Source organism: Roseomonas sp. CECT 9278 (assembly GCF_918698155.1).
Taxonomy (GTDB): domain Bacteria; phylum Pseudomonadota; class Alphaproteobacteria; order Acetobacterales; family Acetobacteraceae; genus Neoroseomonas.
The window spans coordinates 155,894-180,993 of record NZ_CAKKLX010000004.1 but is presented as its reverse complement, the minus strand read 5'-3'; the positions used below and the strand labels follow the sequence as shown (position 1 = coordinate 180,993).

Below are 25,100 nucleotides of genomic sequence, written 5' to 3'. Positions count from 1 at the left end.
TCAGGCCGCGCTCCGTTCCAGCAGTTCGATCGCGATGTTCTCGGGGCCGCGCAGGAAGGCGATCCGCACGCCCGGGCGGATGGTGTTCGGCTCCATCGTGAACTCGACGCCCTGCGCCTTCATCTCCGCCACGATGGCGTCGATGCCGGTCACCGCCAGGCCGATGTGCTCCAGCCCGCGATAGGGCGAGGACGGCGCCTCACCCGTCGCGGGGTCGTTGATCGGCGAGACGAAGACCGGCTGGCCGCCCAGCTTGAAGTCGATGCGCTGCGGGCTGCGCGTGAGCGTCACGCCGAAGATGCGTTCGTAGAAGGCGGCGGTCGCCTCGATGTCGGGGCTGCGCAGATGAATGTGGTCGAAGGTGAAGCGGGCCATGGGCGTGTCCTTAGATCGCGCGGGTGTCGCGCAGCGCGGCGCGGGCCGCGTCGTCGTAGCCGAGTTCGGCCAGGATGGCATCGGTGTCCGCACCCAGCGGGCGCGGCGGCGCATCGATGCGCGGGCCGCCATGGGCGAAGCCGAAGGCGGCGGCCGGCACCGCGAAGGGGCCGGCGACGCCCTCCGCTTCGTCGAAACGATGCACCAGGTTGCGGGAGGCGATGTGCGGGTCGGCCAGCGCCTCGTCCATGCGGCGCACGCGCGCGGCCGGGACGTGGCGCGACTGCAGGAAGGCTTCCCATTCGTCGGCGCTCCGGGTGGCGAGGATCTCGCGCAGTGCCGCGGCTTCGTTCGCGCGGTCGGATACGCGGTCCTCGTTGCGCGCCTTGGCCATCTCCGGCCGGCCGAGCGCCGCCCACAACCGCTTCTGCTGGCGCAGGTTCGACGCGCCCAGCATCACCATCCCGTCCATGGTCGGATAGGCGGAATTGGTCGCGTACTCATGGTCGTTGCCGCGCGGGCGCGCCGGCTTGCCGGTGCGCGAATGGGCGGTGACGTGCGATGCCATCATCATCATCGCGACATCCAGCATCGCCATGTCGATGCGCTGCCCGCGCCCGGTGCGTTCGCGCTGGAACAGCGCGGCGGACAAGGCAAACGCGCCCATCGTGCCGGTCGCATAGTCGATGGCCGGCGCGCCGAGCTTGAGCGGGTTGACCTCCGCCGTGCCGGTGCAGGCCATGATGCCCGACGTCGCCTGGATCACATGGTCATAGGCGGTCTGCCCGCCGCGCGGCCCGCTTTGGCCGAAGGCCGACATCGAGCAATAGATCAGCCGCGGGTTCAGCGCGGCCATCGCATCGTAGCCCAGGCCTAGCGCCTCGAAGGCGCCGGGGCGGTAGTTCTCGACCAGCACATCGGCCTGCGCGACCAGGCGCTTGAACACTTCGCGCGCCGCCGCCTGCTTCAGGTCGAGCGTCAGCGACCGCTTGTTCGACCCCTGCGTCAGGAAATACGTGCCCATGCCGGCGCGGTTGAGGTCCCAGTCGCCGCCCGAACCGCGACTCTGGTCCGGGTCGTCGGGGTGCTCGACCTTGATCACGTCGGCGCCGAGCAGCGCCAGCTGATACGCCGCGAAAGGCCCGGCCAGCACATGCGTCGCATCGATGATGCGGATGCCTTCGAAGGGACGGGTCATCAGCCGAGGCTCACATTGTTGCGGCGGATCAGCGCGCCCCAGCGTTCGCGTTCGCGGGCGATGTAGTCGCCGAAGGCCGCGGGGGTCATCGGGTCGGCCACCGCGCCCTCGGTCTCCAGGCGCGCACGGAAGGCCGCTTCGCCCAGGATGCGGTTGCAGGCCTCGTTCAGCCGCGTGACGATCGCGGCCGGCGTGCCGGGCGGCGCGACGATCCCGTACCATTGCAGCGCCTCGAACCCCGCGACGCCCTGCGATGCGACGGTCGGGATGTCGTTGGCACTCGGCAGGCGTTCGCGCGAGGAGATGCCCAGCGCGCGCAACTGCCCCGCGCGCACCGGCGGCAGCGCCGGCGGCCCGCCGGTCATGGTCAGCTTGATGGTGCCGGCGATCAGGTCGGTCAGCATCGGGCCGGTGCCGCGATAGGGCACATGCGTCATCTCGGTGCCGGTCGCCTCGTTGAAGGCGACCATCGCGATATGCGCCGCGCTGCCATTGCCGCCGCTGCCATAGGTCAGGTCGCCGGGCTGCGCTTTCGCCAGCGCGACCAGGGCGGGCACGTCGCGCGCCGCCAGGCCGTTCGTCACCACCAGGAAATTCGCGACATTCGCCACCAGCGCGACAGGTTCGAAGCGCGCCGTGTCGAAGGTCAGGTTGCGATAGAGCGACGGGTTGCAGGCGAGCGTGCCGATGTGGCCCATCATCAGGGTCTGGCCGTCGGGCGCGGCGCGGTAGACCTGCTCCGATCCCACCGTGCCGCCGGCGCCGGGGCGGTTGTCGACGATGAAGGGCTGGCCGAACACCTCGCCGAGCCGCTGGCCCATCGCGCGCGCCAGGATGTCGGTGGACCCGCCTGGCGTGAAGGGCACCACCAGGCGCACCGGGCGGTCCGGCCAGGCGGGTTGCGCGCGCGGTGCGGCGACGGGCAGCAGCGTGGCGGCGGCGATGATGGTGCGGCGGTTCATGGCGTTCCCTCGATCAGCACGCCGTCGTGGCGCAGCGCGTCGATGTCTTGCGTCGTCAGCCCGGCCTCGGCCAGCACGGCGGCGCCGTCCGCGCCCAGGCGCGGGGCGGGCGGGCGCGGCGGCGCGTTGCCGCCGGAGAAGCGGTTGGGCGCGCCGATCGCGATCGTGGCGCCCTCGGTCGGGTGGTCTTCCTCCCGCACCATGCCGACCGCGCGCAGATGCGGGTCGTCGGGCAGCGAGGCCAGCGTGTTGTAGGGCGATGCCGGCACATCCATCCGGTCGAAGATGTCGAGCCATTCCGCCGTGGTGCGCCCGCCCAGCGAGGTCGCGCGGATGTGGAAGTATTCCTTGGTGTGCTGCACGCGCTGGGCGACCTTGGCGAAGCGCGGGTCCGCCTTCAGTTCCGGCCGCCCGATCGCATCGAAGAAGGCATGCGCCTGCGCGTCGGTGTTCGCGCTGATGCAGACGAAGCCATCCTTGGTCGGCAGCGGCTTGCCGTCGGGGCTGAGCACGCGATGGTCGCCCGGCGGGCCGAGCGGTGGGCGGAAGGACGCCGCGCCCAGGTGCTCCTGCATGATGTAGGCGGCCATGTTCTCGAACATCGGCACCTCGATCGCCTCGCCCACGCCGGTCTTCTCGCGCCGGTACAGCGCGAAGCCGATGAGCTGCGCTGCGATCAGCCCGACCGTGTGATCCGCCACGAGAAACGGCACATAGCGCGGCTCCCCGGTCGAGGCCGCGAAGGTGCCCGCCACGCCCGAGGCACCCTGGATGACGGTGTCGTAGGCGGCGCGCCCGGCATAGGGGCCGCCGCTGCCGAAGCCGGTGATGGAACAATGGATCAGCCGCGGCGCGAGCGCGCGCAACGCAACGGCATCGACGCCGAGCCGCGCCTGCGCGTCGGGGCGGATGTTGGTGACGAACACATCCACCGTCGCCGCCAGCCGCTTCAGCGCGGCCATGCCCGCCGGCTTCTTGAGGTCGATCGCGATCGACTTCTTGCCGCGGTTGAAATTGAGGAACTTGCCGTTCATCCCGGCGCTGCGGCCCTTGCCGGCGAGGGTGCGGAGCAGGTCGCCGGTCGGTGGTGCCTCGACTTTGATGACCTCGGCCCCCTGTTCGCACAGCGCATGCGTGCAGATCGGCCCGACCACCACGGCCGAGAGATCCAGCACGCGAACGCCATCGAGCGGTCCCGCCATCAGCCGATCCTCGCCTCGATGCGCAGCGCCATGGCGCCGGTGTCGTCCTCGGCCCACAGGATGCTGCGGCCCTGCGCGTCGGGCGCGGTGCCGCACAGTGTCGCGCTGCGGCCGCAGAACAGCGGGTTCATGGTGCGCGATGCGGTGGAGAGCACCTGCGCGCCGGGCTGGCGGCGCAGCGCGGCCTCCAGCAGGAACAGCGTGGTGACGCCGCCATTCACCACCAGCGCGGGATAGCCCTCGCCATCGCGCGCATAGTCGGCATCGTAGTGGATGCGGTGGCCGTTGAATTGCAGCGCGGAATAGCGGAACAGCATCACGGGGTCGGGCGCGAAGGCGTCGCGCCAGGCGGCGATGGGCGCCGGTGCTGGCTTCTCGCCCTTCGGCTCAGGCGCGTTGCGCTTGGCCTCCAGGTAGGCGATGTCCTGCTCCTCGACGGCGATCACCTCGTTGCCACGGGTGATGCTGTGGCGCAGCGTGACGAAGATCAGCGCGCCGCTGCGACCGACCTTGGGCGTGATGGCGGCGATCATCGTCTCGCGGTCCAGCGCATCGCCGATGCGCGGCGGCGTGGTGTAGGTGAGGCGACGCCCACCCAGCATGCGGCGCGGCAGCGGCACGGGCGGCAGGAAATCGCCGGTAGTGGGATGCCCGTCCGGACCCAGCGCGGCCTGCGGCGCGGCATCGTCGAACAGCAGGCAGAGCCAATGGTTCGGCACCTCGGCGCCGCGCGCCAGGTCCAGGCCCGCGCGATCGGTCAGCGCCGCCATGCGGCGCACCAGCGGCGTGGCCATTTCATCGGCGACGCGCCGCGTGCGGCCGACCCAGGACTGCAGGTTGCCGCTCATGGGAAGGCATACAGGCGCGCGGGGTTGTCCACCAGCACGCGCTGCAGCGCCGCCGCGTCGGCGAACTGCGGCAGCAGGTCGACCAGGTCGGCCTCGTCCGGTTCCCAGCGCACATTCGGGTGCGGCCAGTCGGTGCCCCACAGCGTGCGGTCCGGCGCAGCCTCGATGAGCTTCCGCGCGAAGGGGATGGCGTCGTGGAAGGGCGGGCCGGCGGCGGAGATGCGCTCGCTGCCCGAGACCTTCACCCACCAGTTCTGTTCGCGCAGCAGCTCGAGCAGGATTCGGAAGGCCGGATGGCCGGTGCCCTCGGGTGCCGGCACGCGGCCCATATGGTCCACCACCACGGTCAGGCGCAGCGACCGCAGCAGTTCCTCGAAGGCGAGGATGCTGTTGAAGTCGACATGCAGCACCAGGTGCCAGCCCATGGCGGCGACGCGATCCGCCGTGCGGCGCAGGAAGGCGATGTCCGGCACGCCGCCCAGATGCGGCAGGAAGCCGAAGCGCACGCCCCGAACGCCGCCATCGTGCAGCACCTGGTATTCGGCATCGCCGAAGCTCTCGTCGACCAGCGCGACACCGCGATAGGCGCCGTTGCTGGCGGCGATGGCATCCAGCATGGCGCGGTTGTCCGACTTGTAGACCGTGGTCTGTACGATCACGGCGCGCTCGACGCCCAGGCGCGCATGCAGCGCGCGCAGGTCGTCCTTGTTGCGTTCGGGCGGCGTGTAGGGTGCGCCCGGCGCGACGGGGAAGCGGTCGAAGGGTCCCCAGACATGCACATGCGTGTCGCAGGTGCCGGGCGGCAGTTGGAAATTCGGACGGCGCATGGTGTCAGCCTCGCGGGAAGTCATAGAGCCGTGCCGGCGTGTCGGTCAGGATGGTCCGGCGCAGCACGGGATCGCGCGTCCAGTCCAGGAACACATCGAGCAGCCGCTTGGCATCGGGCCGCCCGCCATCGGGGCGCGGATGCGGCCAGTCGGTGCCCCAGACCAGCGCCTGCGGGTTGGCGGCGACCAGCGCGTCGTGGAAGGGCTTCGCCTCGATGTAGTCGGGCTTCAGCGCGCCGAGGCGATAGGTGCCGGACAGCTTGGCCATGAAGCGGCCGTCGCCCACGCCGCGCAGCAGCGCCTGGAAGCCGGGGTCGTTCACGCCATGGCTGTGGTGCAGCCGGCCCATATGGTCCACCACGATCGGCACGGGCACCTGCGCGAGGCGTGGTTCCAATTCCGGCAGATGCCGCGCGTCGATCCACAATTGCAGGTGCCAGCCGAGTTCCGCCATCACCGGGAAGAAGGGCTCGATCTCCGTCAGCCGCACGCCGCCATGATAGGCGGCCGCGCCGTCGCGCCGGTATTCGTTCGCGCGCAATCCGCGGATGCCGTCGCGATGCATGGCGCGCAGCGTGTCGGGCGTGGCCTCGCTGCCCACCACCGCCACGCCGCGCAGGCGGTCGGGCGCGCGCCGCAGCGCATCCAGCGTGCAGGCATTGTCGCGGTCATAGGCGGAGGGCTGCACGATCACGCCACGGTCGAGTTGCAGCGCATCGAGCAGCGCCAGGTAGTCCTCCAGCGTCTCGTCCTCGGGCGTGTAGGACCGTGGCTCGGCATAGGGGAAGCGCGCCGCCGGGCCGAAGATGTGGCAATGGCAGTCGGTCGCGCCGGCGGGTGTCTCGCGCGCCGTCATTGCGCGGTGATCCCGGCGACGCGCACCACCTCGCGCGAGCGTGCCAGGTCGTCGCGGATGAAGGCGGCGAAGCCTGCCGGCGTCGCGAGCGCGCCGGACGCGGCCTCCCCGCCCATGGCTTCCATCCGGCGCTTGAAATCGGCCTCGGCGACGATCGCTGTCATCGCCTCGCCCAGCTTGCGCAGCGCGTCGGGCGGCGCGCCGGCGGTCGCCAGCAGCCCGACATAGGATCCGGCCAGGAAGCCGGGTACGCCCTGCTCGGACATGGTGGGCACGTCGGGCAGGGCGGGCAGCCGCGCCGCCGACGCCACCGCCAGGATGCGTCCCTTGGCGTCGCGGTGCAGCGGCAGCGCGGTGGAGAATTCCGTGAACAGCAGCGGGATGTTGCCGGCGACGAAATCCGGCAGCGCGGCGCCGCCGCCGCGATAGGGCACATGCAGGATGCGCGCGCCGCTCTGCAGCTTGAAGGCTTCCAGCGAGAGGTGCGTGGCGCTCGCGACACCCGCGGTGCCGGCGCCCAGCGCATCGGGCTGCGCGCGCGACGCGGCGATCACGTCGGCGAGCGAGCGATACGGTGCGCCCTGCTGCACCATCAGGCAATGCGGCACCTGCATGGCCATCGCGACGGGCGCGAAGGCGGCCTCGGCATCATAGGGCAGGCGCGCCTGGACGGCGGGGTTCACGCTGAGCGGGCCGTTCGATCCGATCAGCAGGGTGTATCCGTCGGGCCGCGCGCGCGCGACCTCGGCCGCGCCGACCGCGCCGCCGGCGCCGGGGCGGTTCTCGACCACGACCGGCTGGCCGAGCTTTTCGGAAAGCCGCGGCTGCAGGATGCGCGCGATGACATCCGCATTGCCGCCGGCGGCGAAGGGAACCACCACGCGGACCGGGCGGTCGGGCCAGGCGGACTGCGCGCGCGCCGCCGGCGCGGCGAGGAGGGCGGCGGCGGCAAGCGCCTGTCGGCGACTGACCATCGGATGGTTCTCCGTCATGCTTCCTGGACGCGTCACCTATCGCACGTCGCGCGTCGCCCTCAAAGGCGGCGCGCGGCGCGAGACGGCCGGTTTCGCGGCGCGGAATCCGGGCCGTGGGCGATCCGCGCGCTGCTCTGGTGGTCCGCGCGCCGCGCGCTATGCTGCACCCAACTCCAGCCGGAAGGGATGTCCATGCTCGACCGATCCGCCAAGGGCGTCTTCGTCATCGCCCCCACGCCATTCCTGCCCGACGGGTCGCTCGACCTCGCCAGCACGGACCGCATGACCGATGCCTTCCTCGCGGCCGGTGCGGCGGGCATGACCATCCTGGGTGTGATGGGGGAGGCGCCGAAGCTGACCGAGGCCGAGAGCCTGACCTTCGTCGATCGCGTGCTGAAGCGTGTGGCGGGGCGGGTGCGGGTGGTGGTCGGCGCCTCGGCGCCGGGCTTCGCGCAGATGAAGGCGATCGCGCGCGGGTCGCTCGACCGCGGCGCTGCGGGGATCATGGTCTCGCCCGCACCGGGGCTGAAGGGGGACGAGGCCGTCGTCTCCTACATCGCCCAGGCGGTCGAGACGGTGGATGCGCCCTTCGTGCTGCAGGATTATCCGCAGTTGACGGGCATCACCATGACCGCGCCGATGATCGCGCGCATGGCGGCCGACCAGCGCGTGGTGATGCTGAAGGCGGAGGACTGGCCTGGCCTCGACAAGCTGACCGCGGTGCGGAAGCTGGAGGCCGAGGGCAAGATGCCGCGCGTGTCGATCCTGGGCGGTGTCGGCGGGCAGTTCCTGCCGGAGGAACTGGCGCGCGGTGCCGATGGCATCATGACCGGCTACGCCTTCCCCGAGATGTTGGTGAAGGTGTGCCAGCTGATGGCAGCCGGGCAGCGCGACGCGGCGCAGGACCTGTTCGACATCCACCTGCCGCTGATCCGCACCGAGGTGCAGCCGGGGCTCGGCCTTGCCATCCGCAAGTATGTGCTGGTGAAGCGCGGCATCATCGCGCACGCCACGCTGCGCGCGCCGGGGCCGAAGATGAGCGCGGAGACGGCCGGCGAGGTGGATTACCTGCTGGCGCGCCTGGGGCGGACGGAGAGGTTGCAGGCGGCGGCGTGATGGACGCGACGGCGCTCGCGCAGCGCGACAGCGCCGACGGCCTGGCGCCGCTGCTCGCCGCCCTGTGGTGGGATGCGCGCGGCGATTGGGCACGCGCGCATGAAGTCGCGCAATCCGTGGATACGGCCGAGGGTGCCTGGGTGCATGCGTACCTGCACCGCAAGGAGGGCGACCTGCCCAACGCGGACTATTGGTATCGCCGCGCCGGCAAGCACCGGCCGGCGGCGACGCTTGATGCCGAATGGGCGGAGATCGCGGGCGCGCTTTAAAGCAGATCGCGTTCAGATGGAATCATCTGGACGCGTGAAGATGCTCTGAAAACAACAGCCTAGAGCCTGCGAAGTGAGCGCGAGCGAACGCAGCATGCGCTAGCCGCGCGCGCCGATCACGCGGCGGATCGCAAAGGACGACTGGATGCGCGCGACGCCGGGCAGCCGCGACAGCTGTTCCTTGTGGACCCGTTCATAATCCGAGGCGTCTTGGACTTCCACGCGCAGCAGGTAGTCCGACAGGCCCGTCATCAGGAAGCAGTCGCGCACTTCGGGCAGGCGCTTCACCGCGCCCTCGAAGCGCGAGAGGTGTTCCTCGGTCTGCCGGTCGAGCGTGATCTGCACGATGACCGTGACGGTGTCGCGGTCCTGCGGTTCCTCGATGATGGCGGTGTAGCCGCGGATCACGCCGCGGGATTCAAGCAGGCGCAGCCGGCGCAGGCAGGCGGAGGGCGACAGGCCGACGGCGTCCGCCAGGGCCGCATTGGTCTTGCGCCCGTCCTGGCGGAGCGCCTTCAGGATGCGCTGGTCGGCCTCGTCGAGCATTGGCAGAATCTGCGAAGAATTGGTGGAGTCTGCGAAGCTTAGCGCCCCAAACGGTGGAATGCACGCCAGATCGGCAGCAAATGCGATGCCAGCGCCGTCATGATTCCCCCAACGGATCGAAGGGGTTCACCACCATGCGCGTCATCGTCCTGGGCAGCGGCGTCGTCGGTGTCACCAGCGCCTGGTATCTGGCGCGCGCGGGGCATGAGGTGACGGTGCTCGACCGCCAGAACGCGGCGGGGATGGAGACGTCCTTCGCCAATGCCGGCCAGCTCTCCTACGGCTATTCGGCGCCCTGGGCCGGGCCGGGCATTCCGGTGAAGGCGCTGAAGTGGCTGATGATGCGCCATCGCCCGCTGGTGCTGTGGCCGCGCGCGGACCAGCGGCTCTACACCTGGCTGGCCAAGATGCTGGCGAACTGCACCGAGGCCGCCTACCGGCTGAACAAGACGCGCATGGTGCGGCTGGCGGAGTATTCCCGCGACTGCCTGGGCGACCTGCGGCGCGAGACCGGCATCGCCTATGACGGCCGTTCGATGGGCACGCTGCAGCTGTTCCGCACGCAGAAGCAGCTCGATGCGGTGGGCGGCGACACCGCGGTGCTCGACACCTTCCGCGTGCCTTACGAAGTGCTGGACCCGGCCGGTTGCATCGCCGCCGAACCGGCGCTGCGGCACGTGCCCGGCAAGTTCGTGGGCGGGCTGCGCCTGGCCGATGACGAGACCGGCGACGCACACATCTTCACCCAGCGCCTGGCTGCGATGGCCGAGGCGATCGGCGTGAAATTCCGCTACGGCGTGCGCATCAAGGGCCTGACCACCGAGGGCGACCGCGTCACCGCCGTGGTGACCGACACCGGCACCGAGACGGCCGATGCCTACGTCGCCGCGCTGGGCAGCTTCACGCCGGCGCTGCTGGCGCCGCTGGGCGTGCGCGTGCCGGTCTATCCGGTGAAGGGCTATTCGCTGACGCTGCCGGTGAAGCACGAGGGCGGCGCGCCGGTCTCGACCGTGATGGACGAGACCTACAAGGTGGCGATCACGCGCCTGGGCGACCGCATCCGCGTGGGCGGCACGGCGGAACTCGCCGGCTTCTCGATGGCGCTGCGCAAGCCCCGCCGCGAGACGCTGGAGCATTCGGTCACCGACCTGTTCCCGCGCGGCGGCGACGTGGCGCAGGCATCGTTCTGGACCGGCCTGCGCCCGATGACGCCCGATGGCACGCCGGTGGTCGGCCCGACGCGCCTGCGCAACCTGCACCTGAACACCGGCCACGGCACGCTGGGCTGGACCATGGCCTGCGGGTCGGGCCGCGTGCTGGCCGACCTGGTGACCGGCCGCAAGACCGAGATCGACAGCGCCGACCTGGCGATCGACCGCTACGCGGCGGCGTGATCTTCACGGCGCGGCGGTTCCTTGCCACCCTGGGGCACACCCAGGAGGAACCGCCATGCCCAAGGTCGCGATCCACGTCGAGTTCAACCCGAAGCCCGGCAGCCACGCCGCCTTCGACGCCTTGATCCGCGAGCACGCCCGCCTGACGCTGGCCGAGGAACCCGGCTGCGAACGCTTCGACGTGCTGCAGCCGACCAAGCCCGACGGCACGCGCGACGAGAGCCGCATCATGCTGGTCGAGGTCTATACCGACCAGGCCGCGGTGAAGGCGCATGTCGCCAACCCGCGCATGCCCAAGGTGCGCGAGGCCTACACCCCGCTGATCGACGGCCGGGTGCTGACCATGTGCGAGTTGTGACGCCGCCTGCCTGCTCTACAGGAACGTCAACCGCGACGTGGCGTTCCGATCGCGCTCAGCGCGCGCGCAGCAGCAGGCGCCGCGCGCGTTCCACCACCGGCAGGTCGATCATCTGGCCCTCGAAGGCGACCGCGCCCTTGCCCTCGGCCAGCGCCGCGTCGAAGGCGGCGAGCAGCCGGCGCGCGCGTTCGATCTCGACGGGCGAGGGGCCGTATTCCTCGTTGATGATCGCGACCTGCGCGGGATGGATGCAGGCCTGGCAGGCGAAGCCGAGCGCGCGCGACCGCCGCAGGGAGTCGCGATAGGCCACGAGGTCGGAGAAATCCGCGAACGGCCCGACCGACCCCATCGGCTGGACGCGCGCCGCGCGCGCCGCCGCCACCACCATCATGCCGAAATGATAGAGCAGGTCGGCGCCAGGCACGGCTTCCAGTTCCGTGGACAGGTCCTCCGCCCCCACGCCGAGCGCCACCACGCGCGGATCGGCGGTGGCGATGGCGCCCAGCATCGGCAGCGCGTCGGGGGTTTCCACCACGGCGACGAAGCGCGTGTGGCCGGCGGGCATGGACAGCGCCGCCTCCCGCGCCGCCACCACTTCCGCCAGCAGCCGGATGTGCTCCGGCCCCATCACCTTCGGCAGGATCAGCGTGCCGACCGCGGGCATGATTGCCGCGGCGATGTCGGGCACCGCGAGTTCGAGCGCGCGATTGATGCGCACGGCGACCTCGGCCCCCGCCTGGCCGACCGTGGCGGCGGCGGCCGGCAGGGCGTCGCGCGCCGCCTGCTTGTCGCCCGGCGGGATGGAATCCTCGAGGTCCAGGATCACCACATCGGCGCCGCGGGTATGCGCCTTGGCGACGAACTTTTCCCCGGTGGCGGGGACGAACATCATCGACCGCCAGGTCGTGGGCGCGGCGCGGGTCATGCCGTTGCTCATGCGAAGGACAACTCCATCGTCGCGCAGAGATGCCCGTCCTTGTCGGCGGCCCAGCAGGCCATCCTGCCATCGGCCGGCGCGGCGCCGCACAGCGTCACGGTATCGCCCACCCACAAGGGCCGCGCCAGCCGCGCGGTGAAGCCCGCCAGCCGCCCGGGCGCGCGCTTCAGCGCGGCATCCAGCAGCAACTGCATGGTCAGCCCGCCATTCTGCACCGTGGCGGGATAGCCTTCCTCGCTGCGCGCATAGTCGGCATCGTAGTGGATGCGATGCGCGTTCCAGGTGACCGAGGAATACCGGAACACCAGGGCGGAGGAGAGCAGCACCTGGTCGGCGTAGGCGCCGTTGGCGGGCGGTGCGACGGGCGGCGTCTGCGGGCTGGCCTGGCCGGGCGCCGGCGCCTCGCGGTACATGGCGTCGAATTCGTCGATCGCGACGGTGCGGCCTTCGCATTCGATGACGTGGCGCATGGTCAGGATCGCCATGCGCCCGGTGCGGCCGATCTTGGGCAGCACCTGCGCGACGATGGCGCGCTTGATGGCGGGCGTGCCGATGCGCAGGCTTTCGTTGATCGTCACGCGCCGGCCCGCGCCCATGCGCCGCGGCAGCGGGATGGGCGGCAGGAACACGCTCTTGTTGGGGTGGCCGTCGGGGCCGATGTCGCTCTGCCGCGCGATGTCGGGGAAGAACATCGTGAACCAATGCGGCGGCAGCGTATCGCCCTGCTTCAGCGACGCGGGGTCGATGTCGAGCATGCCGGCGATGCGGCGCGCGGAGGACAGGCCGATCTCGTCCTCCACCACGCGCTCGCGGCCCACCCAGGATTGCAGCGCGGCGATGGCCGCTTCGAATTCAGCGTCGGTGGTCATGTCAGTTCATCGTGTCCCAGCAAAGGCGCGTCAGCCGCCCAGCGGTGGCATAGGCGGCGGTGAAGCCCGGCAGCCCGTCGGGCAGCGTGTCGGGCACGCGGTCGCAATAGACCGCGATGATGAAGCGCGGCGCCTCGCCGCGATAGACCACGCCGGCATCCATGCGCCCGCGCGGCCCGCGCCCGGTCTTGTTCGCGACCTTCGTCTTCGCCGGCAGCAGGCACGGGATCAGGTTGCGCAGCCGCTGCCAGGACAGGATGTCGAGACCGAGCCGGCACAACTCCGGCGTCGCCCCCAGCGCGACCGCGGCCGTGGGGTCCGTCGCCCCGGCCACCATGCGGTCCAGCAGCAGCACCTGGTCGTGCGCCGTGGTGCTCGCCACCGCGTCGACCGGGTGGTCCCAGGCCAGGCCGGGCGGGGGGAAGTTCACGCGATGGGTTGTGCCGGTCATGCCGATGCCGCGGCACCAGGCGTTCAGCTCGTCGCGGTCCAGGCGTTCCAGCACGATCTGCGTGCAGACATTGTCCGACGTGATGATCATGTTCACGAAGGCATCACGCAGCGGGATGACGCAGCCGGGCGTCATGTACTGGTAGGTGCCGCTGTCCACGCCCTCCTGCAGCCGCGCCTCGATGGTGCAGGGTTCGTCCAGCCGCAGCTTGCCCTCGTGCACCTTGGACAGCGCGTGCATCAGGATGGAGGTCTTGCGCGTGCTGGCCGACGGCGTGACCACGTCGCCGCCCCGGTCGGCATGCCAGCCGGTCGCGAGGTCCTTCACACACCATGTCGTGTCGAAGGGTTGCGCGTCGCAGACGGCGTTCATCCGCGCGAGAAGATCCTGCATGGCCGTTCCTCCTGCCGGCGCGGAGGCTAGCCCTGCTTCCTGCGGCTGGCCAGGGCGCGCTAGCCTTCCGCCAGCACCAGGGGAGGGAACGACATGCGGCAGGACATCGGGCGCGTCGCGGTGATCGGCGCGGGCACCATCGGCGCCTCCTGGGCGGCGTATTTCCTCAGCCGTGGCATTCCGGTCAGCGCCAGCGACCCGTCGCCCGGCGCACCCGACCTGCTGCGGCGGATGATCGCGAATGCCTGGCCGATCCTGATGCGCCTCGGCGGCAAGGCGGATGCCGATCCCGGCGCCTGGACCTTCGATGCCGACCCGGCGGCGGCCTGCGCGGGATGCGACTTCGTGCAGGAAAGCGCGCCCGAGCGGCTGGAGATCAAGCAGGAGCTGCTGGCGCGCATCGATGCGGCGCTGCCGCCCGACGTGGTGATCGCGTCATCGACATCGGGCCTGCTGGCGTCGCGTCTGTCCGAAGGGTGCGCGCATCCCGAACGCGTCGTGATCGGCCACCCCTTCAACCCGCCCCACCTGATCCCCCTGGTCGAGGTGGTGGGCGGTGCGAAGGGCAGCCCGGAGGCCGTCGCCGCCGCGATGCGGTTCTACCGCGCGATCGGCAAACACCCGATCGAGATCCGCAAGGAAGTGCCCGGCCACCTCGCGAACCGCCTGCAGGCGGCACTCTGGCGGGAGGCCGTGCATCTGGTCGCGGAAGGTGTCGCGACGGTCGCCGATGTCGATGCCGCGATCAGCGAAGGCCCCGGCCTGCGGTGGGCCTTGATGGGCCCGCACACGACCTTCCACCTGGCGGGCGGGGAGGGCGGCATCGGCCATTTCATGCACCACCTGCTGCCGGCGGTGACGTCGTGGTGGGACGACCTCGGCACGCCGAGCGTGAGCGCGGAACTGCGCGCCATCCTGGTGCAGGGGGTGGGCGAGGCGACCGGCAATGCCAGCACCATCGAGCTCGCGCAGCGGCGCGACGATGCGCTGGTGCGGCTCCTGGAAGCGCGCGCGGGTCAGCAGGCGCGCACGAAGTAGCCTTCGCCGGTACGGAAGGTCACCGGGTTGGCGCCGCGCTCGCGCGCCGCCCGCGCAGCCTCGGTCGCGTCGACCAGGGTCACGAAGGGGCCGGCGACCTGGCAGCGTTCCTGCGTGCGCAGCACGACAGAGGCGCCCGCCGCGCCGGCAGACAGCGCAAGCGCCAAGCAGGCGATCGTCAGACGCCGCGGGGCGGTCATGGGCCACTCCTCGAGCAGGCTGCACCGGCAGCCCTGGAGTCACCCTGCGGTGGCGGCGCCCCGCCCGTCCGTGGCCCGCATCACACTGCGGGCTGGCGCCCCGCGCGCACCAGCCGCCCCGGCAGCGCGCCGGTCGCGATACCGTCGCGATAGGTGACGGTGCCGGCGACGATGGTCGCGGCATAGCCGCGCGCGCGCTGCAGCAGGCGCCGCCCGCCGGCCGGCAGGTCCGCCACCATGCGTGGCGCCTCCAGTGCCAGCGCGCCCATGTCGATCACGTTGACATCCGCGCGCATGCCCGCGCGCAGAACGCCGCGGTCGTGCAGGCCGGCCGCGCGCGCGGTGTCCGATGTCAGGCGGCGGATGATCTCCTGCACCGGGAAGACCTGCTCCTTCCCGTCCCGCGCCCAATAGGTCAGCAGGAAGGTCGGGAAGGACCCGTCCGAGATGAAGCCGACATGCGCCCCGCCATCCGACAGCCCGGCAATGGCGTTGGGATGGCGCAGGCATTCGGCGCTGGCGCCGAGCGTGTAGTCGGCGAAGTTGGTCAGCGGCGCGAAGATGAAGCCATCGCCGTCATCGGCCACCAGCAGGTCATAGGCGACCTCCTCGGCGCGGCGGCCCTCGCGCGCGGCGATCGCCGCGATCGAGGCCTCGGCCGGCGGCGCGTAGTCGGGCGGGTCGCCGAAGGGGAACATGCGTTCGAAGCCCAGGCGGGTGATCAGCGGGAAAGTGGAGCCACTGATCCGGTCCTCGGAGAGGATGCGCGCGCGCAGCGCCGGGTCGCGCATGGCGGCGGCGCGGGCCGGGGCGGGCAAGTGGGCGATCTCGCGATACGAGGCACAGCCGGCGAAGGGGTTCTGACTGCCGTTGAGGCCGAGCAGGATGCCGATGGGCCGTGGCGGGAAGACCGGGCGGATCGGCAGGCCGTCCGCGGCGGCCGTGTCCGACAGCGCCAGCAATTCCTTCCAGGCTTCCGTGCGGTCGTGGCGTGCCGTCAGGGAGAAGACGACGGGCTGGCCGGTGGCTTGCACGACGCGACGCACGATGGCGAATTCGGTGGCGGGGTCGGGCGTGTTCCAGTCGCTCACCAGTTCCAGCAGGCCGCCGCCGCCATCGCGCAGGCCGAGCGCCAGGCCATGCAGTTCTTCCTCCTGCGCGCGCAGGGTCGGCGTCGGGTCGCCCTTCAGCGTCTTGTGGCTGATGGTGCGGGACGTGCTCACGCCGAAGGCGCCGGCGCGCACGGCTTGCGCGGTGATCTCGCGCATCCTGGCGATGTCGGCCTGGTTGGCGTTCTCGAGCGCCAGGCCGCGTTCGCCCATCACGTGCACGCGCAGCGCGCCATGCGGCAGCAGGGCGCAGATGTCGATGTCGCGCGGCCGCGCCTCCAGCGCATCGAGGTATTCGGGGAAGGTTTCCCAGCGCCAGTCCAGGCCCTCGTGCAGGATCGGGCCGGGGATGTCCTCCACGCCTTCCATCAGTTCGATCAGCTTGTCGCGGTCGGCGGCGCGGCAGGGCGCGAAGCCGACGCCGCAATTGCCCATCACCGCGGTGGTCACGCCGTGCCAGGCCGAGGGGGCCAGGTGCGAATCCCACACCGCCTGGCCGTCGTAATGGGTGTGGATGTCGACGAAGCCGGGGGTGACCAGGTGGCCGCGCGCGTCGATCTCCTCGCGCCCGCGCTCGGCCACGCGGCCGACCTGCGTGATGCGCCCGCCCTCGATGGCGACATCGGCCTCGATCGGCGCGGCGCCCGTGCCATCGACCACGGTTCCGCCGCGGATCACCAGATCGGCCATGGCCGGCATTTCCTTCCCGTTCCCGCCAGGAGCCTAGAGCAGCGCCCGGTCCGAGGGAACCGGTCGCGCCGCGTGGCGCAGCGCCCGCAAGCGGGATGCGCAACCCGGCGAGGTGCGCGCTGCCGCGGCTCAGTCGTAGGCGAAGCCTTCCTCCAGGATGCGCCGGGCCGGCACGCCCATCGCGGCGAGGCCGGCACGCGCCTCGCGCATCATCGGCGGCGGGCCGCAGAGCAGGAACAGCCAGCCCGCCGCCGCGGCGCGGGCACAGCGCCGCGCCACGAGGTCGCGCGTGATCATGCCGGTCTCGCCGGCCCAGCCAGGCGGGGGTTCCTGGAGCACGTGGATCACCTCGACGCCGAGCGTCGGCAGTTCGTCCTCGGCCAGGATCTGGCCCTCGTGGCGATTGCCGTAGACCAGCATGGCCGGGCGCGGGGCGGGCGTGCGGCGCCGTGCCCGCAGGATGGACAGCAGCGGCGCCACGCCGGCGCCACCGCCGATCAGGCAGAGGCCGGGTTCGCCTCGCCCCTCGACGCTCAGCGTCCCGTGCGGCCCCTCGACGAAGGCACGCGCGCCGGGGCGCAGCGATCCCACGGTGCGGGTGAAGTCGCCGGCCTCCTTGATGAGGAAGGCGAGCCGCCCGTCGCCGCCGGGCGCCGAGGCGATCGAGAAGGGATGCTCGCGCATCGACCAGGCCGGCCGGTCCAGTCGCACCCAGGCGAATTGCCCGGCGCGGAAGCGCAGCCCGGCATGGCCCACGGGTTCCAGCACGACCTGCCAGCAGCGCTCGGCGGCCGGTGTGACGGCAACGATCCGCCACGGCCGCCGCGCCAGGCGGATCGGTCGCAGACCATAGACCGCCACCAGGCTGAGCACCGCAAGCGCAAGGAGCACGCACCAATACGCCACCACCACCGGGTGCGCGCTGTAGCGGCCCGCCCGCAGCGCGTGCCCAAGGCCCAGGACCGCCAGCAGCGCGGCGCCCAGGCCGTGCATCAGCCGCCAGGATTCGTAGCGCCAGGGCAGCGAATCGCGCCCGATCGCCGTCAGCGTCAGCACGCCGAGCAGCAGCCAGCCGATCGCCCCGGTGACGAGCGCATGGGCATCGAGGTGCAGCACCCCCGCCCGCGCCAGGTCGTCCGGCCGCAGGACCTGCGGCCCGGTCGGCGTGGTGTAGAGGAAGGGGTGGACCAGCAGCGCCAGCGTCAGCGCGCGTGCCAGGCGCTGGTGCCATCGCATGCTCTGGGCGATGCCGATGCCGCCGGTGACCGCGCGGAAGCGGCCCGACAGCAGGAATTCCAGCAGCAAGGCCGCGAAGCCGGCCAGGGCCAGCGCGGAGGATAGCTCGTCCGGCCAGGCCCGCGCCGGGCCGACCAGCAGCCAGCCGAGCGCCACGGGCATGCCGACCAGGGTTGCATAGGCGGCGATCAGCAGGCGGGCCGGCACGGCGTGGCGGTGCTCCCCAGGGCAGCCCGTGCCATCGCATGCAGGTGGCGCATCCGCCTTGCGCTGGCGCAACGCCGGCGGGGCTGCAGCGCGGGTTGCACGGCGCCGCGCCGCCGATGGCAAAGCCGTGCATCACCGATGGCGCGGCGTTGGACCGCGGATTGCATCCAGCGTCGCATCCGTGAGACACCGACCCAACCGATCCAGGCCCCATCATGTCCATCCACGTCGCCCTGACGCACCGCACCAGCTACCGCTATGACCGGCCTGCCAGCCTCGGCCCGCAGACCATCCGGCTGCGCCCGGCGCCGCACAGCCGGACGCCGGTGCTGTCCTATGCGCTGAAGGTCGAACCGCAGCCCAACTTCCTGAACTGGCAGCAGGATCCGCAGGGCAATTTCCTGGCCCGCGTGGTGTTCCCCGAGCGCGTGACGCATTTCGACGTGACCGTGGACCTCGTTGCCGACATGGCGACGATCAATCCCTTCGACTTCTTCCTGGAGCCCGAGGCCGAGACCTGGCCCTTCGCCTACGATCCCGGGCTGGAGCAGGAACTGGCACCGTTCCGCCGGATCGATCCGTCGGGGCCGCGGCTGGAGGCGTTGCTGGCCGAGGTGCCGCGCGACCCCCGGCGCACTGTCGACTTCCTGGTCGCGCTGAACGCCATGGTGCAGTCGCGCATCGCCTATGTCGTGCGCATGGAGCCCGGCGTCTGGTCACCGGACACCACGCTGGGCGAAGGCAAGGGCTCCTGCCGCGACAGCGCCTGGCTGCTGGTGCAGCTGCTGCGCCGGCTCGGCTTCGCGGCGCGCTTCGTCTCGGGCTACCTGATCCAGCTTGTGGCCGACCAGAAGCCGCTGGAGGGCCCCGAGGGTCCGGAGGCCGACTTCACCGACCTGCACGCCTGGGCCGAGGTCTACCTGCCTGGCGCGGGCTGGATCGGCCTCGATGCCACTTCCGGCCTGATGACCGGGGAAGGGCACATCCCGCTGGCGGCGACGCCGGAACCGCAATCGGCGGCGCCGATCTCGGGCGGTCTCGAGAAGGTGGAGACTGTCTTCGGCTTCGAGATGAGCCTGCGCCGCATCCGCGAGACGCCGCGCGTCACCAGGCCCTATACGCCCGACCAGTGGGAGGCGATCCGCAGCGCGGGCGAGGCGGTGGACGCCAAGCTGAAGGCGCAGGGGATGCGCCTGACCATGGGCGGCGAGCCCACCTTCGTCGCGGCATCCGACCGCGATGCGGCGGAATGGAACACCGATGCGCTGGGCCCGACCAAGCGCGCCTATGCCGGGCGGCTGCTGCGCCGGCTGGTGGCGCTGTGGTCGCCGGGCGCCGTGCTGACCACCAACATGGGCAAGCATTATCCCGGCGAGCAATTGCCGCGCTGGGCGCTGCATTCCCATTGGCGCGCGGATGGGGAGCCGGTCTGGACCGACCCCGCGCTGCTCGCCTCCGACGACGACAGGGACGATGCCACCGCGGCCGATGCCGCGCGCTTCGGTCGGCTGCTGGCGGAGCGGCTGCAGGTGGACCCTGGCCTGGTGCAGGGCGCGCACGAGGACGTCCATTACTACCTGTGGAAGGAACAGCGCCTGCCGGCCAACGTGGTCGTCGAGGACGCGAAGCTGGCCGACGCGCTGGAACGCAAGCGCCTGGCACGGGTGTTCGGCCAGGGGCTGTCCTCCGAGGTCGGCGTGGTGCTGCCGATCCGTCGCGTGCTGCAGGATGGCGTACGGCGCTGGCAGTCCGGCCGCTGGTTCTTCCGCGGCGACCACCTGTTCCTGGTGCCCGGGGACAGCCCGATCGGGCTGCGCCTGCCGCTCGCCTCGCTGCCCTGGATGTCGCCCGAGGACGCGGCGCGCACGCAGGATGTCGAGGCCGACCCCTTCGCCTGGCGCGACGACCTGCCGCCCCATGCCGCGCTGATGGCGCAGCGCGCGCTGCGCGCGCAACAGTCACCCGAGGCGCTGTCCCAGCGCGCGCTGCGCGCACCGCTGGCGGGCGAAGGCACCGCGTCGGGCATCGAGGATTTCCGCCCGCAGCCGCAGCCGATCCCGGTGGTGGGCGAATCCGACCCCGGCGTGGTGCGCACCGCGCTGACGGTCGAAGCCCGCGGCGGCATCCTGCACATCTTCTTCCCGCCGCTCTTCGCCGCCGAGGATTGGCTGGACATGATCGCGGCGGTCGAGGGCACGGCCGCCGAGATGGGCCGCAAGGTGGTGCTGGAAGGCTACCTGCCGCCGTCCGACCCGCGGCTGCTGCATTTCTCGGTGACGCCCGACCCCGGCGTGATCGAGGTGAACATCCACCCGGCCAAGGACTGGGACGAGGTGGTCGGGCGCACGGTCGCGCTGTACGAGGAAGCGCGCCAGGTCGGCCTCGCGGCGGAAAAATTCATGACCGACGGTCGCCATGTCGGCACCGGCGGCGGCAACCATGTCGTGATGGGCGGCGAGAGCGTCGGCGAAAGCCCCTTCCTGCGCCGGCCCGACCTGCTGAAGTCGCTGGTCGGCTTCTGGCACAACCATCCGAGCCTTTCCTACCTGTTCAGCGGGTTGTTCATCGGCCCGACCAGCCAGCACCCGCGCATCGACGAGGCGCGGATGGACGCCCTGCATGAACTGGAGATCGCGTTCTCCAAGGTGCATGCTTGGCAGGAGGTGCCGCCCTGGATGACCGACCGGCTGTTCCGCAACCTGCTGGCGGACATGACCGGCAACACGCACCGCACCGAATTCTGCATCGACAAGATGTACGACCCGGCGACCAGCAGCGGCCGGCGCGGGCTGGTCGAGTTCCGCGGCTTCGAGATGCCGCCCCATGCCGAGATGTCGGCGGTGCAGATGCTGCTGATGCGCGCCGCCCTCGCGGCCTTCTGGGAACGCCCCTATGAACGGCGGCTGGTGCGCTGGGGCACCCGGCTGAACGACCAGTTCATGCTGCCGCACTATTGCGGCCAGGATTTCCAGGACGCGATCGAGGAGCTGCGCGGCCTCGGCGCGCCGATCGACGCGGCGTGGTTCGCGCCGCACATGGCCTTCCGCTTCCCGTTGATCGGCGAGGGCAGCGTGCGCGACATCGGCCTCGAGCTCCGTCACGCACTGGAGCCATGGCATGTGCTGGCCGAGGAACAGGTTGCCGGCGGCACGGCGCGCTACGTCGACAGCAGCGCCGAGCGCGTGCAGGCGAGCGTGACCAACTGGCTGCCCGACCGCCATGCGCTGGCGGTGAATGGCGTGGCCGTGCCGCTGCGCGCGACCGAGCGCGCCGGCGAATACGTCGCGGGCATCCGCTTCAAGGCGTGGAACCCGCCCTCCTCGCTGCATCCGACCATCCGCCCGCAGACGCCGCTGGTGCTGGACGTGTTCGACCGCTGGAACGGGCGCAGCCTGGGCGGCATGACCTATCACGTCGCGCATCCGGGCGGGCGCAACTACGACCGCTATCCGGTCAATGCGAACGAGGCGGAGGCGCGGCGCCGCGCGCGCGTGTTTCCCTTCGGCCATACCGCGGGGCGGATGGCGCCGCCGGAGCCGCCGCCGGGCCTCGAACTGCCCTTCACCCTCGACCTGAGGCGTCATGGCTGACCTCACGGCCGTGCCGCCGATCGACGAGATGGTCGACGGCCGCGGCGGCGTGCGCCCGCATTGGCGGACCCTGCTCGGCATCCTGGGCGGCATGGGGGAGGGGGTGCTGGGCGAGCGCGCCCGCCGGCTCGACCGCGCCTTCGAGGATGAGGGCATGGCCGGCGTGCTGCCCGGTTCGAAGCGCGAGGTCGCCTGGCGCTGCGACCCGCTGCCGCTGGTGCTGCCGGCGGCGGAATTCGCCGCGCTGGAGGCCGGCATCGCGCAGCGCGCGAGCCTGCTGGAGGCGGTGCTGGCCGATCTGTATGGCCCGCAGTCGCTGCTCGCCGAGGGCGCCATCCCGCCCGAGGTGGTGTTCGCCAACCCCGCCTTCCTGCGGCCGTGCCGGCAGGAGGGCGCGGCGCCGATGCAGCCGATGCTGCACCTGTATGCCGTGGACCTGCTGCGCGGGCCCGACGGCGCCTGGCGCGTGCTGGCCGACCGCACCACCGCGCCGGCCGGGCCGGGGCTGGCGCGGGAGAACCGCCGCCTGCTCGCGCGCGTGATGCCGGAGGTGTTCCGCGGTGCGTCGGTGCGATCGATGCGGCCCTTCTTCGATCTCTGGCAGGATGCGCTGCAGCGCCTGGCGCCACCCGAACGCGGCGACCCCGCGGCGGCGCTGCTGACGCGGGGCACGCATCACCCGCGCTGGTTCGAGGACATGCTGCTGTCGCGCGAATTGTCCTGCGCGCTGGTCGAATGCGGCGACCTCACGGTGCGCGGGGGCGTGCTGTTCCTGAAGACGCTGCAGGGGCTGCAGCGGGTGGATGTGCTGCTGTCGCGCATCGAGGGGCGTGCGCTCGATCCGCTCGAGGATGCCTTGGCCGGCACGTCGGGCGTGCCGGGGCTGCTGGATGCCGCGCGCCAGGGCAGCGTGCGGATCTTCAACGCGCCGGGCGCGGGGCTGGCGGAGGCGCCGGCGCTGGCGGCGTTCCTCGATGCGCTGGCGCCGCGCCTGCTGGGGCAGGGGCTGCTGTTGCCCTCGGTCGAGACGCTGTGGCTCGGCGATGCGGCGGCGCGCGAGCGCGTGGCGCGCGAGGCCGGCTGGCTGGTGCGCGGTGCGACCGACGGCGCGGCGCCGGCGCCGCTCGAGGCCTGGGCGCACGCCATCGCGGCGGAGGCACGCCCCGCCGCCTATGCCGCGACCCGCCTGCCGGTGGCCTCGGTCGTGCCCTGCGTGGTCAATGACGGGCTGGAACCGCGACCGCTGATCCTGCGCATGTTCGCGGTATTCGACGGCCTGGCGTGGCGCGTGATGCCCGGCGGCCTGGCGCGCATCGGGGAGGCCGCTTCGGTCGGCGGCGCCCTGCCGACCCAGGGCCTGTCCAAGGATGTCTGGGTGCTGGCGGATGAGGGCGCCGACATCATCGGCCCGGCGGTGATGCAGTTGCCGCCCTTGCCGATCCGCCGCGCGCCCGGTGCGCTGCCCTCGCGCGTGGCGGACAACCTGTTCTGGCTGGGGCGCTACACCGAACGGCTGGAACGCGCCGCGCGCCTGGTGCGGGCGACGCAGGCGCGGATCTCGCGCGGGGTGGTGCTGCCGCGCGAGCAGGCCGAGGTCGCGGCGCTGGCGCGCTGCCTGGCGCAGGCGGGATTCACCGGGGCGGATGAGGTGGTGGGGTCCTCCGCCGCGCAGGCGCTGCCCGCCATCATCGCCGCGGCGCTGCGCGAGGACGGCGCGCTGACGCTGCTGGCGGAGCGCATCGCGGCGCTGACCGCGATGGTGCGCGACCGCCTGACCGCCGACATGCACGCCACCTTCACCCTGACGCTGCGGACCGCGCGCGCGGAGATGCGCGACGCGGGCAGCGGGCTGGAGGCGATCGGGCGCGCGATGATCTCGGTGTTGCGCTTCGCCACCGCGGTGGCGGGTGTTGCCGCCGAGAGCATGGTGCGCGGCGGCGCGTGGCTGTTCCTGGACCTCGGGCGGCGGGTCGAACGCGCGCAGGCGATCGCGTCGGAAGTGCAGTTCGCGCTGGACCAGCCGCCGGCGCGCATCGAGGGCGGGCTGCGGCTGATGCTGGAGCTGTGCGACAGCGTCATCACCTATCGCAGCCGCTACCTGTCGATCCTGCAGCCGGCGCCGGCGCTGGACCTGGTGCTGGCGGATCCGTCCAATCCGCGCGCGCTGGCGTTTCAGCTCGAAGCCATCAGCCGCAGCCTGTCGGAAGTGGCGAGCGGCGACGACCGCGCACTGCCGGACGAGGCGGCATCGCTACTGGCCGAGGCCGAGGCGATCGTCGGCGACGTGATCCGCGCGGCCGACCAGTCGCTCGCCGCCGCCGGCCTGCCGCCACGGCTGGAGGCGATGGGCAACCGTATCGCCGCGCTGTCGGATGCCGTCACGCGGCGGTACTTCGCGCTGCTGCCGGTGACGCAGACCCTCGGCCTCGAAGGCGCGGCGCCGGCCTTGCGGGGGGCGGCGTGATCTATCGGCTGCGGCATGTCACGACCTATGCCTACGCGCATCCGGTGGACCTTGCGGCGCATCTGCTGCTGCTGACGCCGCGGCGCCTGGCGGGGCAGCGCGTGGCGCGCGCCACGCTGGCGGTGACGCCGACGCCATCGCATGTGACCGAGGCGCCGGACCATTTCGGCAACCTCGCGACCCGCGTGTTCATCGACGTGCCGCACGAGAAGTTCGAAGTGGTGGCCGAGGCGCTGGTCGAGGTGCGCTTCCCCGATCCCGCGCCGGCGGCCACCACCCTGCCCTGGGAAGTGGTGCGCGACATCGCGCGCGGATCGGCGGCGATGGAATTCACCTTCGGCAGTCCGCTGGCACCGCTGCTGGCGGCGGCGCGCGGCTATGCCGCGGCATCCTTCCCGGCGCGGCGGCCGGTGCTGGCCGGGCTGCTGGAACTGATGGCGCGCATCCGCCGAGACTTCACCTACAGGCCCGGCGTGACCGGGCCGAATACCCAGGTGGCCGAGGTGCTGGAGAGCCGCGAGGGCGTCTGCCAGGACTATGCGCATGTGATGGTCAGCGGATTGCGCGGGATGGGCCTGCCGGCGCGGTATGTGTCGGGCTATGTGCGGACACGCCCGCCGCCGGGGCGCGCGGCGCGGCGTGGCGCCGACCAGTCGCATGCCTGGGTGGAGGCCTGGCTGGGGCCGGAGCACGGCTGGGTCGGGCTTGATCCGACGAATGACATCGTGGTGCGCGACGAGCACGTGGTGCTCGCCTGGGGTCGCGACTTCGGTGATGTCAGTCCGCTGCGCGGCGTGATCCTGGGCGGCGGCGACCACGGGCTGTGGGTCGGCGTCGATCTCGAGGAAGTGGACGGGCCGGTGCCGGCCTGATGGGCAGGCCTGCCCGGCGCACGCGCAGGCGCTGACGCCAGGCGCAGTTGGGGGCGCCGCCGCCGGTTGACGCGACCGGCGCGCGAGATGACAGTTTGGCAAATTCGCCGCGGAGAAAT

Annotated in this window: 23 protein-coding genes; 8 read left to right on the top strand and 15 right to left on the bottom strand. The window is 71.8% G+C overall.

What is annotated here, in order from left to right:
• The 8 genes from LQ222_RS04435 to LQ222_RS04400 are packed head-to-tail and all read right to left on the bottom strand — an operon-like array spanning window position 1 to window position 7,242.
• Entirely contained in the window at window positions 1-375 is a 375-nt protein-coding gene (locus LQ222_RS04435) for a VOC family protein (protein ID WP_230164755.1), read from the bottom strand.
• Between the two features lie 10 nt (window positions 376-385).
• Window positions 386-1,573 (bottom strand): CaiB/BaiF CoA-transferase family protein, encoded by a 1,188-nt coding sequence (locus LQ222_RS04430; protein WP_230164753.1) that lies wholly within the window; start codon window positions 1,571-1,573, stop codon window positions 386-388.
• Window positions 1,573-2,535, bottom strand: coding sequence for a tripartite tricarboxylate transporter substrate binding protein (locus LQ222_RS04425; RefSeq protein WP_230164751.1), 963 nt, complete (start codon window positions 2,533-2,535; stop codon window positions 1,573-1,575). Before LQ222_RS04425 ends, LQ222_RS04430 begins: the two co-directional genes overlap by 1 nt.
• The gene (locus tag LQ222_RS04420; protein ID WP_230164749.1) at window positions 2,532-3,737 is read right to left on the bottom strand and encodes a CaiB/BaiF CoA-transferase family protein; all 1,206 of its coding nucleotides are present in this window, start codon (window positions 3,735-3,737) and stop codon (window positions 2,532-2,534) included. Before LQ222_RS04420 ends, LQ222_RS04425 begins: the two co-directional genes overlap by 4 nt.
• Window positions 3,737-4,585, bottom strand: a complete 849-nt coding sequence (locus LQ222_RS04415; RefSeq protein WP_230164748.1) for a MaoC family dehydratase N-terminal domain-containing protein — start codon at window positions 4,583-4,585, stop codon at window positions 3,737-3,739. The genes LQ222_RS04420 and LQ222_RS04415 overlap by 1 nt, the downstream gene beginning before the upstream one ends.
• Window positions 4,582-5,412, bottom strand: a complete 831-nt coding sequence (locus tag LQ222_RS04410; RefSeq protein ID WP_230164747.1) for an amidohydrolase — start codon at window positions 5,410-5,412, stop codon at window positions 4,582-4,584. Before LQ222_RS04410 ends, LQ222_RS04415 begins: the two co-directional genes overlap by 4 nt.
• Before the next feature lie 4 nt (window positions 5,413-5,416).
• Complete coding sequence (locus tag LQ222_RS04405) at window positions 5,417-6,268, bottom strand: amidohydrolase (protein ID WP_230164746.1); 852 nt, start codon at window positions 6,266-6,268, stop codon at window positions 5,417-5,419.
• A complete protein-coding gene (locus LQ222_RS04400) occupies window positions 6,265-7,242 on the bottom strand; it encodes a tripartite tricarboxylate transporter substrate binding protein (protein WP_230164745.1) in 978 nt (325 codons plus the stop codon). Before LQ222_RS04400 ends, LQ222_RS04405 begins: the two co-directional genes overlap by 4 nt.
• A gap of 192 nt (window positions 7,243-7,434) precedes the next feature.
• Here LQ222_RS04400 and LQ222_RS04395 point away from each other — a divergent pair, with 192 nt between their 5' ends.
• Together LQ222_RS04395 and LQ222_RS04390 are read left to right on the top strand one after the other, a co-directional pair.
• Window positions 7,435-8,358 (top strand): dihydrodipicolinate synthase family protein, encoded by a 924-nt coding sequence (locus LQ222_RS04395; protein ID WP_230164744.1) that lies wholly within the window; start codon window positions 7,435-7,437, stop codon window positions 8,356-8,358.
• Complete coding sequence (locus tag LQ222_RS04390) at window positions 8,358-8,627, top strand: hypothetical protein (RefSeq protein WP_230164743.1); 270 nt, start codon at window positions 8,358-8,360, stop codon at window positions 8,625-8,627. Before LQ222_RS04395 ends, LQ222_RS04390 begins: the two co-directional genes overlap by 1 nt.
• Before the next feature lie 99 nt (window positions 8,628-8,726).
• Here LQ222_RS04390 and LQ222_RS04385 read toward each other — a convergent pair whose 3' ends face one another.
• On the bottom strand, window positions 8,727-9,173 hold the full coding sequence (locus tag LQ222_RS04385) for an Lrp/AsnC family transcriptional regulator (protein ID WP_230164742.1): 447 nt from the start codon (window positions 9,171-9,173) through the stop codon (window positions 8,727-8,729).
• A gap of 134 nt (window positions 9,174-9,307) precedes the next feature.
• On the opposite strand from LQ222_RS04385, the gene LQ222_RS04380 reads away from it, so the two are divergent.
• Together LQ222_RS04380 and LQ222_RS04375 are read left to right on the top strand one after the other, a co-directional pair.
• Window positions 9,308-10,567: a D-amino acid dehydrogenase gene (locus LQ222_RS04380; protein WP_230164741.1), complete on the top strand. Its 1,260-nt coding sequence runs from the start codon at window positions 9,308-9,310 to the stop codon at window positions 10,565-10,567.
• A 55-nt stretch (window positions 10,568-10,622) separates the two neighbouring features.
• On the top strand, window positions 10,623-10,925 hold the full coding sequence (locus LQ222_RS04375; protein WP_230164740.1) for a putative quinol monooxygenase: 303 nt from the start codon (window positions 10,623-10,625) through the stop codon (window positions 10,923-10,925).
• 55 nt (window positions 10,926-10,980) lie between these two features.
• Here LQ222_RS04375 and LQ222_RS04370 read toward each other — a convergent pair whose 3' ends face one another.
• Genes LQ222_RS04370 through LQ222_RS04360 form a run of 3 tightly spaced genes read right to left on the bottom strand, consistent with a single transcriptional unit; the run spans window position 10,981 to window position 13,575 of the window.
• Entirely contained in the window at window positions 10,981-11,850 is an 870-nt protein-coding gene (locus tag LQ222_RS04370) for a CoA ester lyase (protein ID WP_230164739.1), read from the bottom strand.
• Window positions 11,851-11,858: 8 nt separating this feature from the next.
• Entirely contained in the window at window positions 11,859-12,731 is an 873-nt protein-coding gene (locus tag LQ222_RS04365) for a hypothetical protein (protein ID WP_230164738.1), read from the bottom strand.
• A 1-nt stretch (window position 12,732) separates the two neighbouring features.
• Window positions 12,733-13,575 (bottom strand): serine hydrolase, encoded by an 843-nt coding sequence (locus LQ222_RS04360; RefSeq protein WP_230164737.1) that lies wholly within the window; start codon window positions 13,573-13,575, stop codon window positions 12,733-12,735.
• 93 nt (window positions 13,576-13,668) lie between these two features.
• Here LQ222_RS04360 and LQ222_RS04355 point away from each other — a divergent pair, with 93 nt between their 5' ends.
• Entirely contained in the window at window positions 13,669-14,613 is a 945-nt protein-coding gene (locus LQ222_RS04355) for a 3-hydroxyacyl-CoA dehydrogenase NAD-binding domain-containing protein (RefSeq protein WP_230164736.1), read from the top strand.
• Here the strand turns inward: LQ222_RS04355 and LQ222_RS04350 are convergent.
• From LQ222_RS04350 to LQ222_RS04340, 3 genes are all read right to left on the bottom strand, one after another.
• A complete protein-coding gene (locus tag LQ222_RS04350) occupies window positions 14,592-14,813 on the bottom strand; it encodes a hypothetical protein (protein ID WP_230164734.1) in 222 nt (73 codons plus the stop codon). The genes LQ222_RS04355 and LQ222_RS04350 overlap by 22 nt on opposite strands.
• Window positions 14,814-14,893: 80 nt before the next feature.
• Window positions 14,894-16,612, bottom strand: coding sequence for an amidohydrolase family protein (locus tag LQ222_RS04345; protein ID WP_230164733.1), 1,719 nt, complete (start codon window positions 16,610-16,612; stop codon window positions 14,894-14,896).
• A 129-nt stretch (window positions 16,613-16,741) separates the two neighbouring features.
• Complete coding sequence (locus LQ222_RS04340; protein WP_230164731.1) at window positions 16,742-18,055, bottom strand: ferric reductase-like transmembrane domain-containing protein; 1,314 nt, start codon at window positions 18,053-18,055, stop codon at window positions 16,742-16,744.
• 215 nt (window positions 18,056-18,270) lie between these two features.
• Between LQ222_RS04340 and LQ222_RS04335 the strand changes: the two genes are divergently transcribed.
• The 3 genes from LQ222_RS04335 to LQ222_RS04325 are packed head-to-tail and all read left to right on the top strand — an operon-like array spanning window position 18,271 to window position 24,981.
• Window positions 18,271-21,645 carry a DUF2126 domain-containing protein gene (locus LQ222_RS04335; protein ID WP_230164730.1) on the top strand — a complete coding sequence of 1,125 codons (3,375 nt, stop codon included), beginning with the start codon at window positions 18,271-18,273 and terminating at the stop codon, window positions 21,643-21,645.
• On the top strand, window positions 21,638-24,109 hold the full coding sequence (locus LQ222_RS04330) for a circularly permuted type 2 ATP-grasp protein (RefSeq protein WP_230164729.1): 2,472 nt from the start codon (window positions 21,638-21,640) through the stop codon (window positions 24,107-24,109). Before LQ222_RS04335 ends, LQ222_RS04330 begins: the two co-directional genes overlap by 8 nt.
• A complete protein-coding gene (locus tag LQ222_RS04325) occupies window positions 24,106-24,981 on the top strand; it encodes a transglutaminase family protein (protein ID WP_230164728.1) in 876 nt (291 codons plus the stop codon). The genes LQ222_RS04330 and LQ222_RS04325 overlap by 4 nt, the downstream gene beginning before the upstream one ends.
• Window positions 24,982-25,100: the final 119 nt, after the last annotated feature.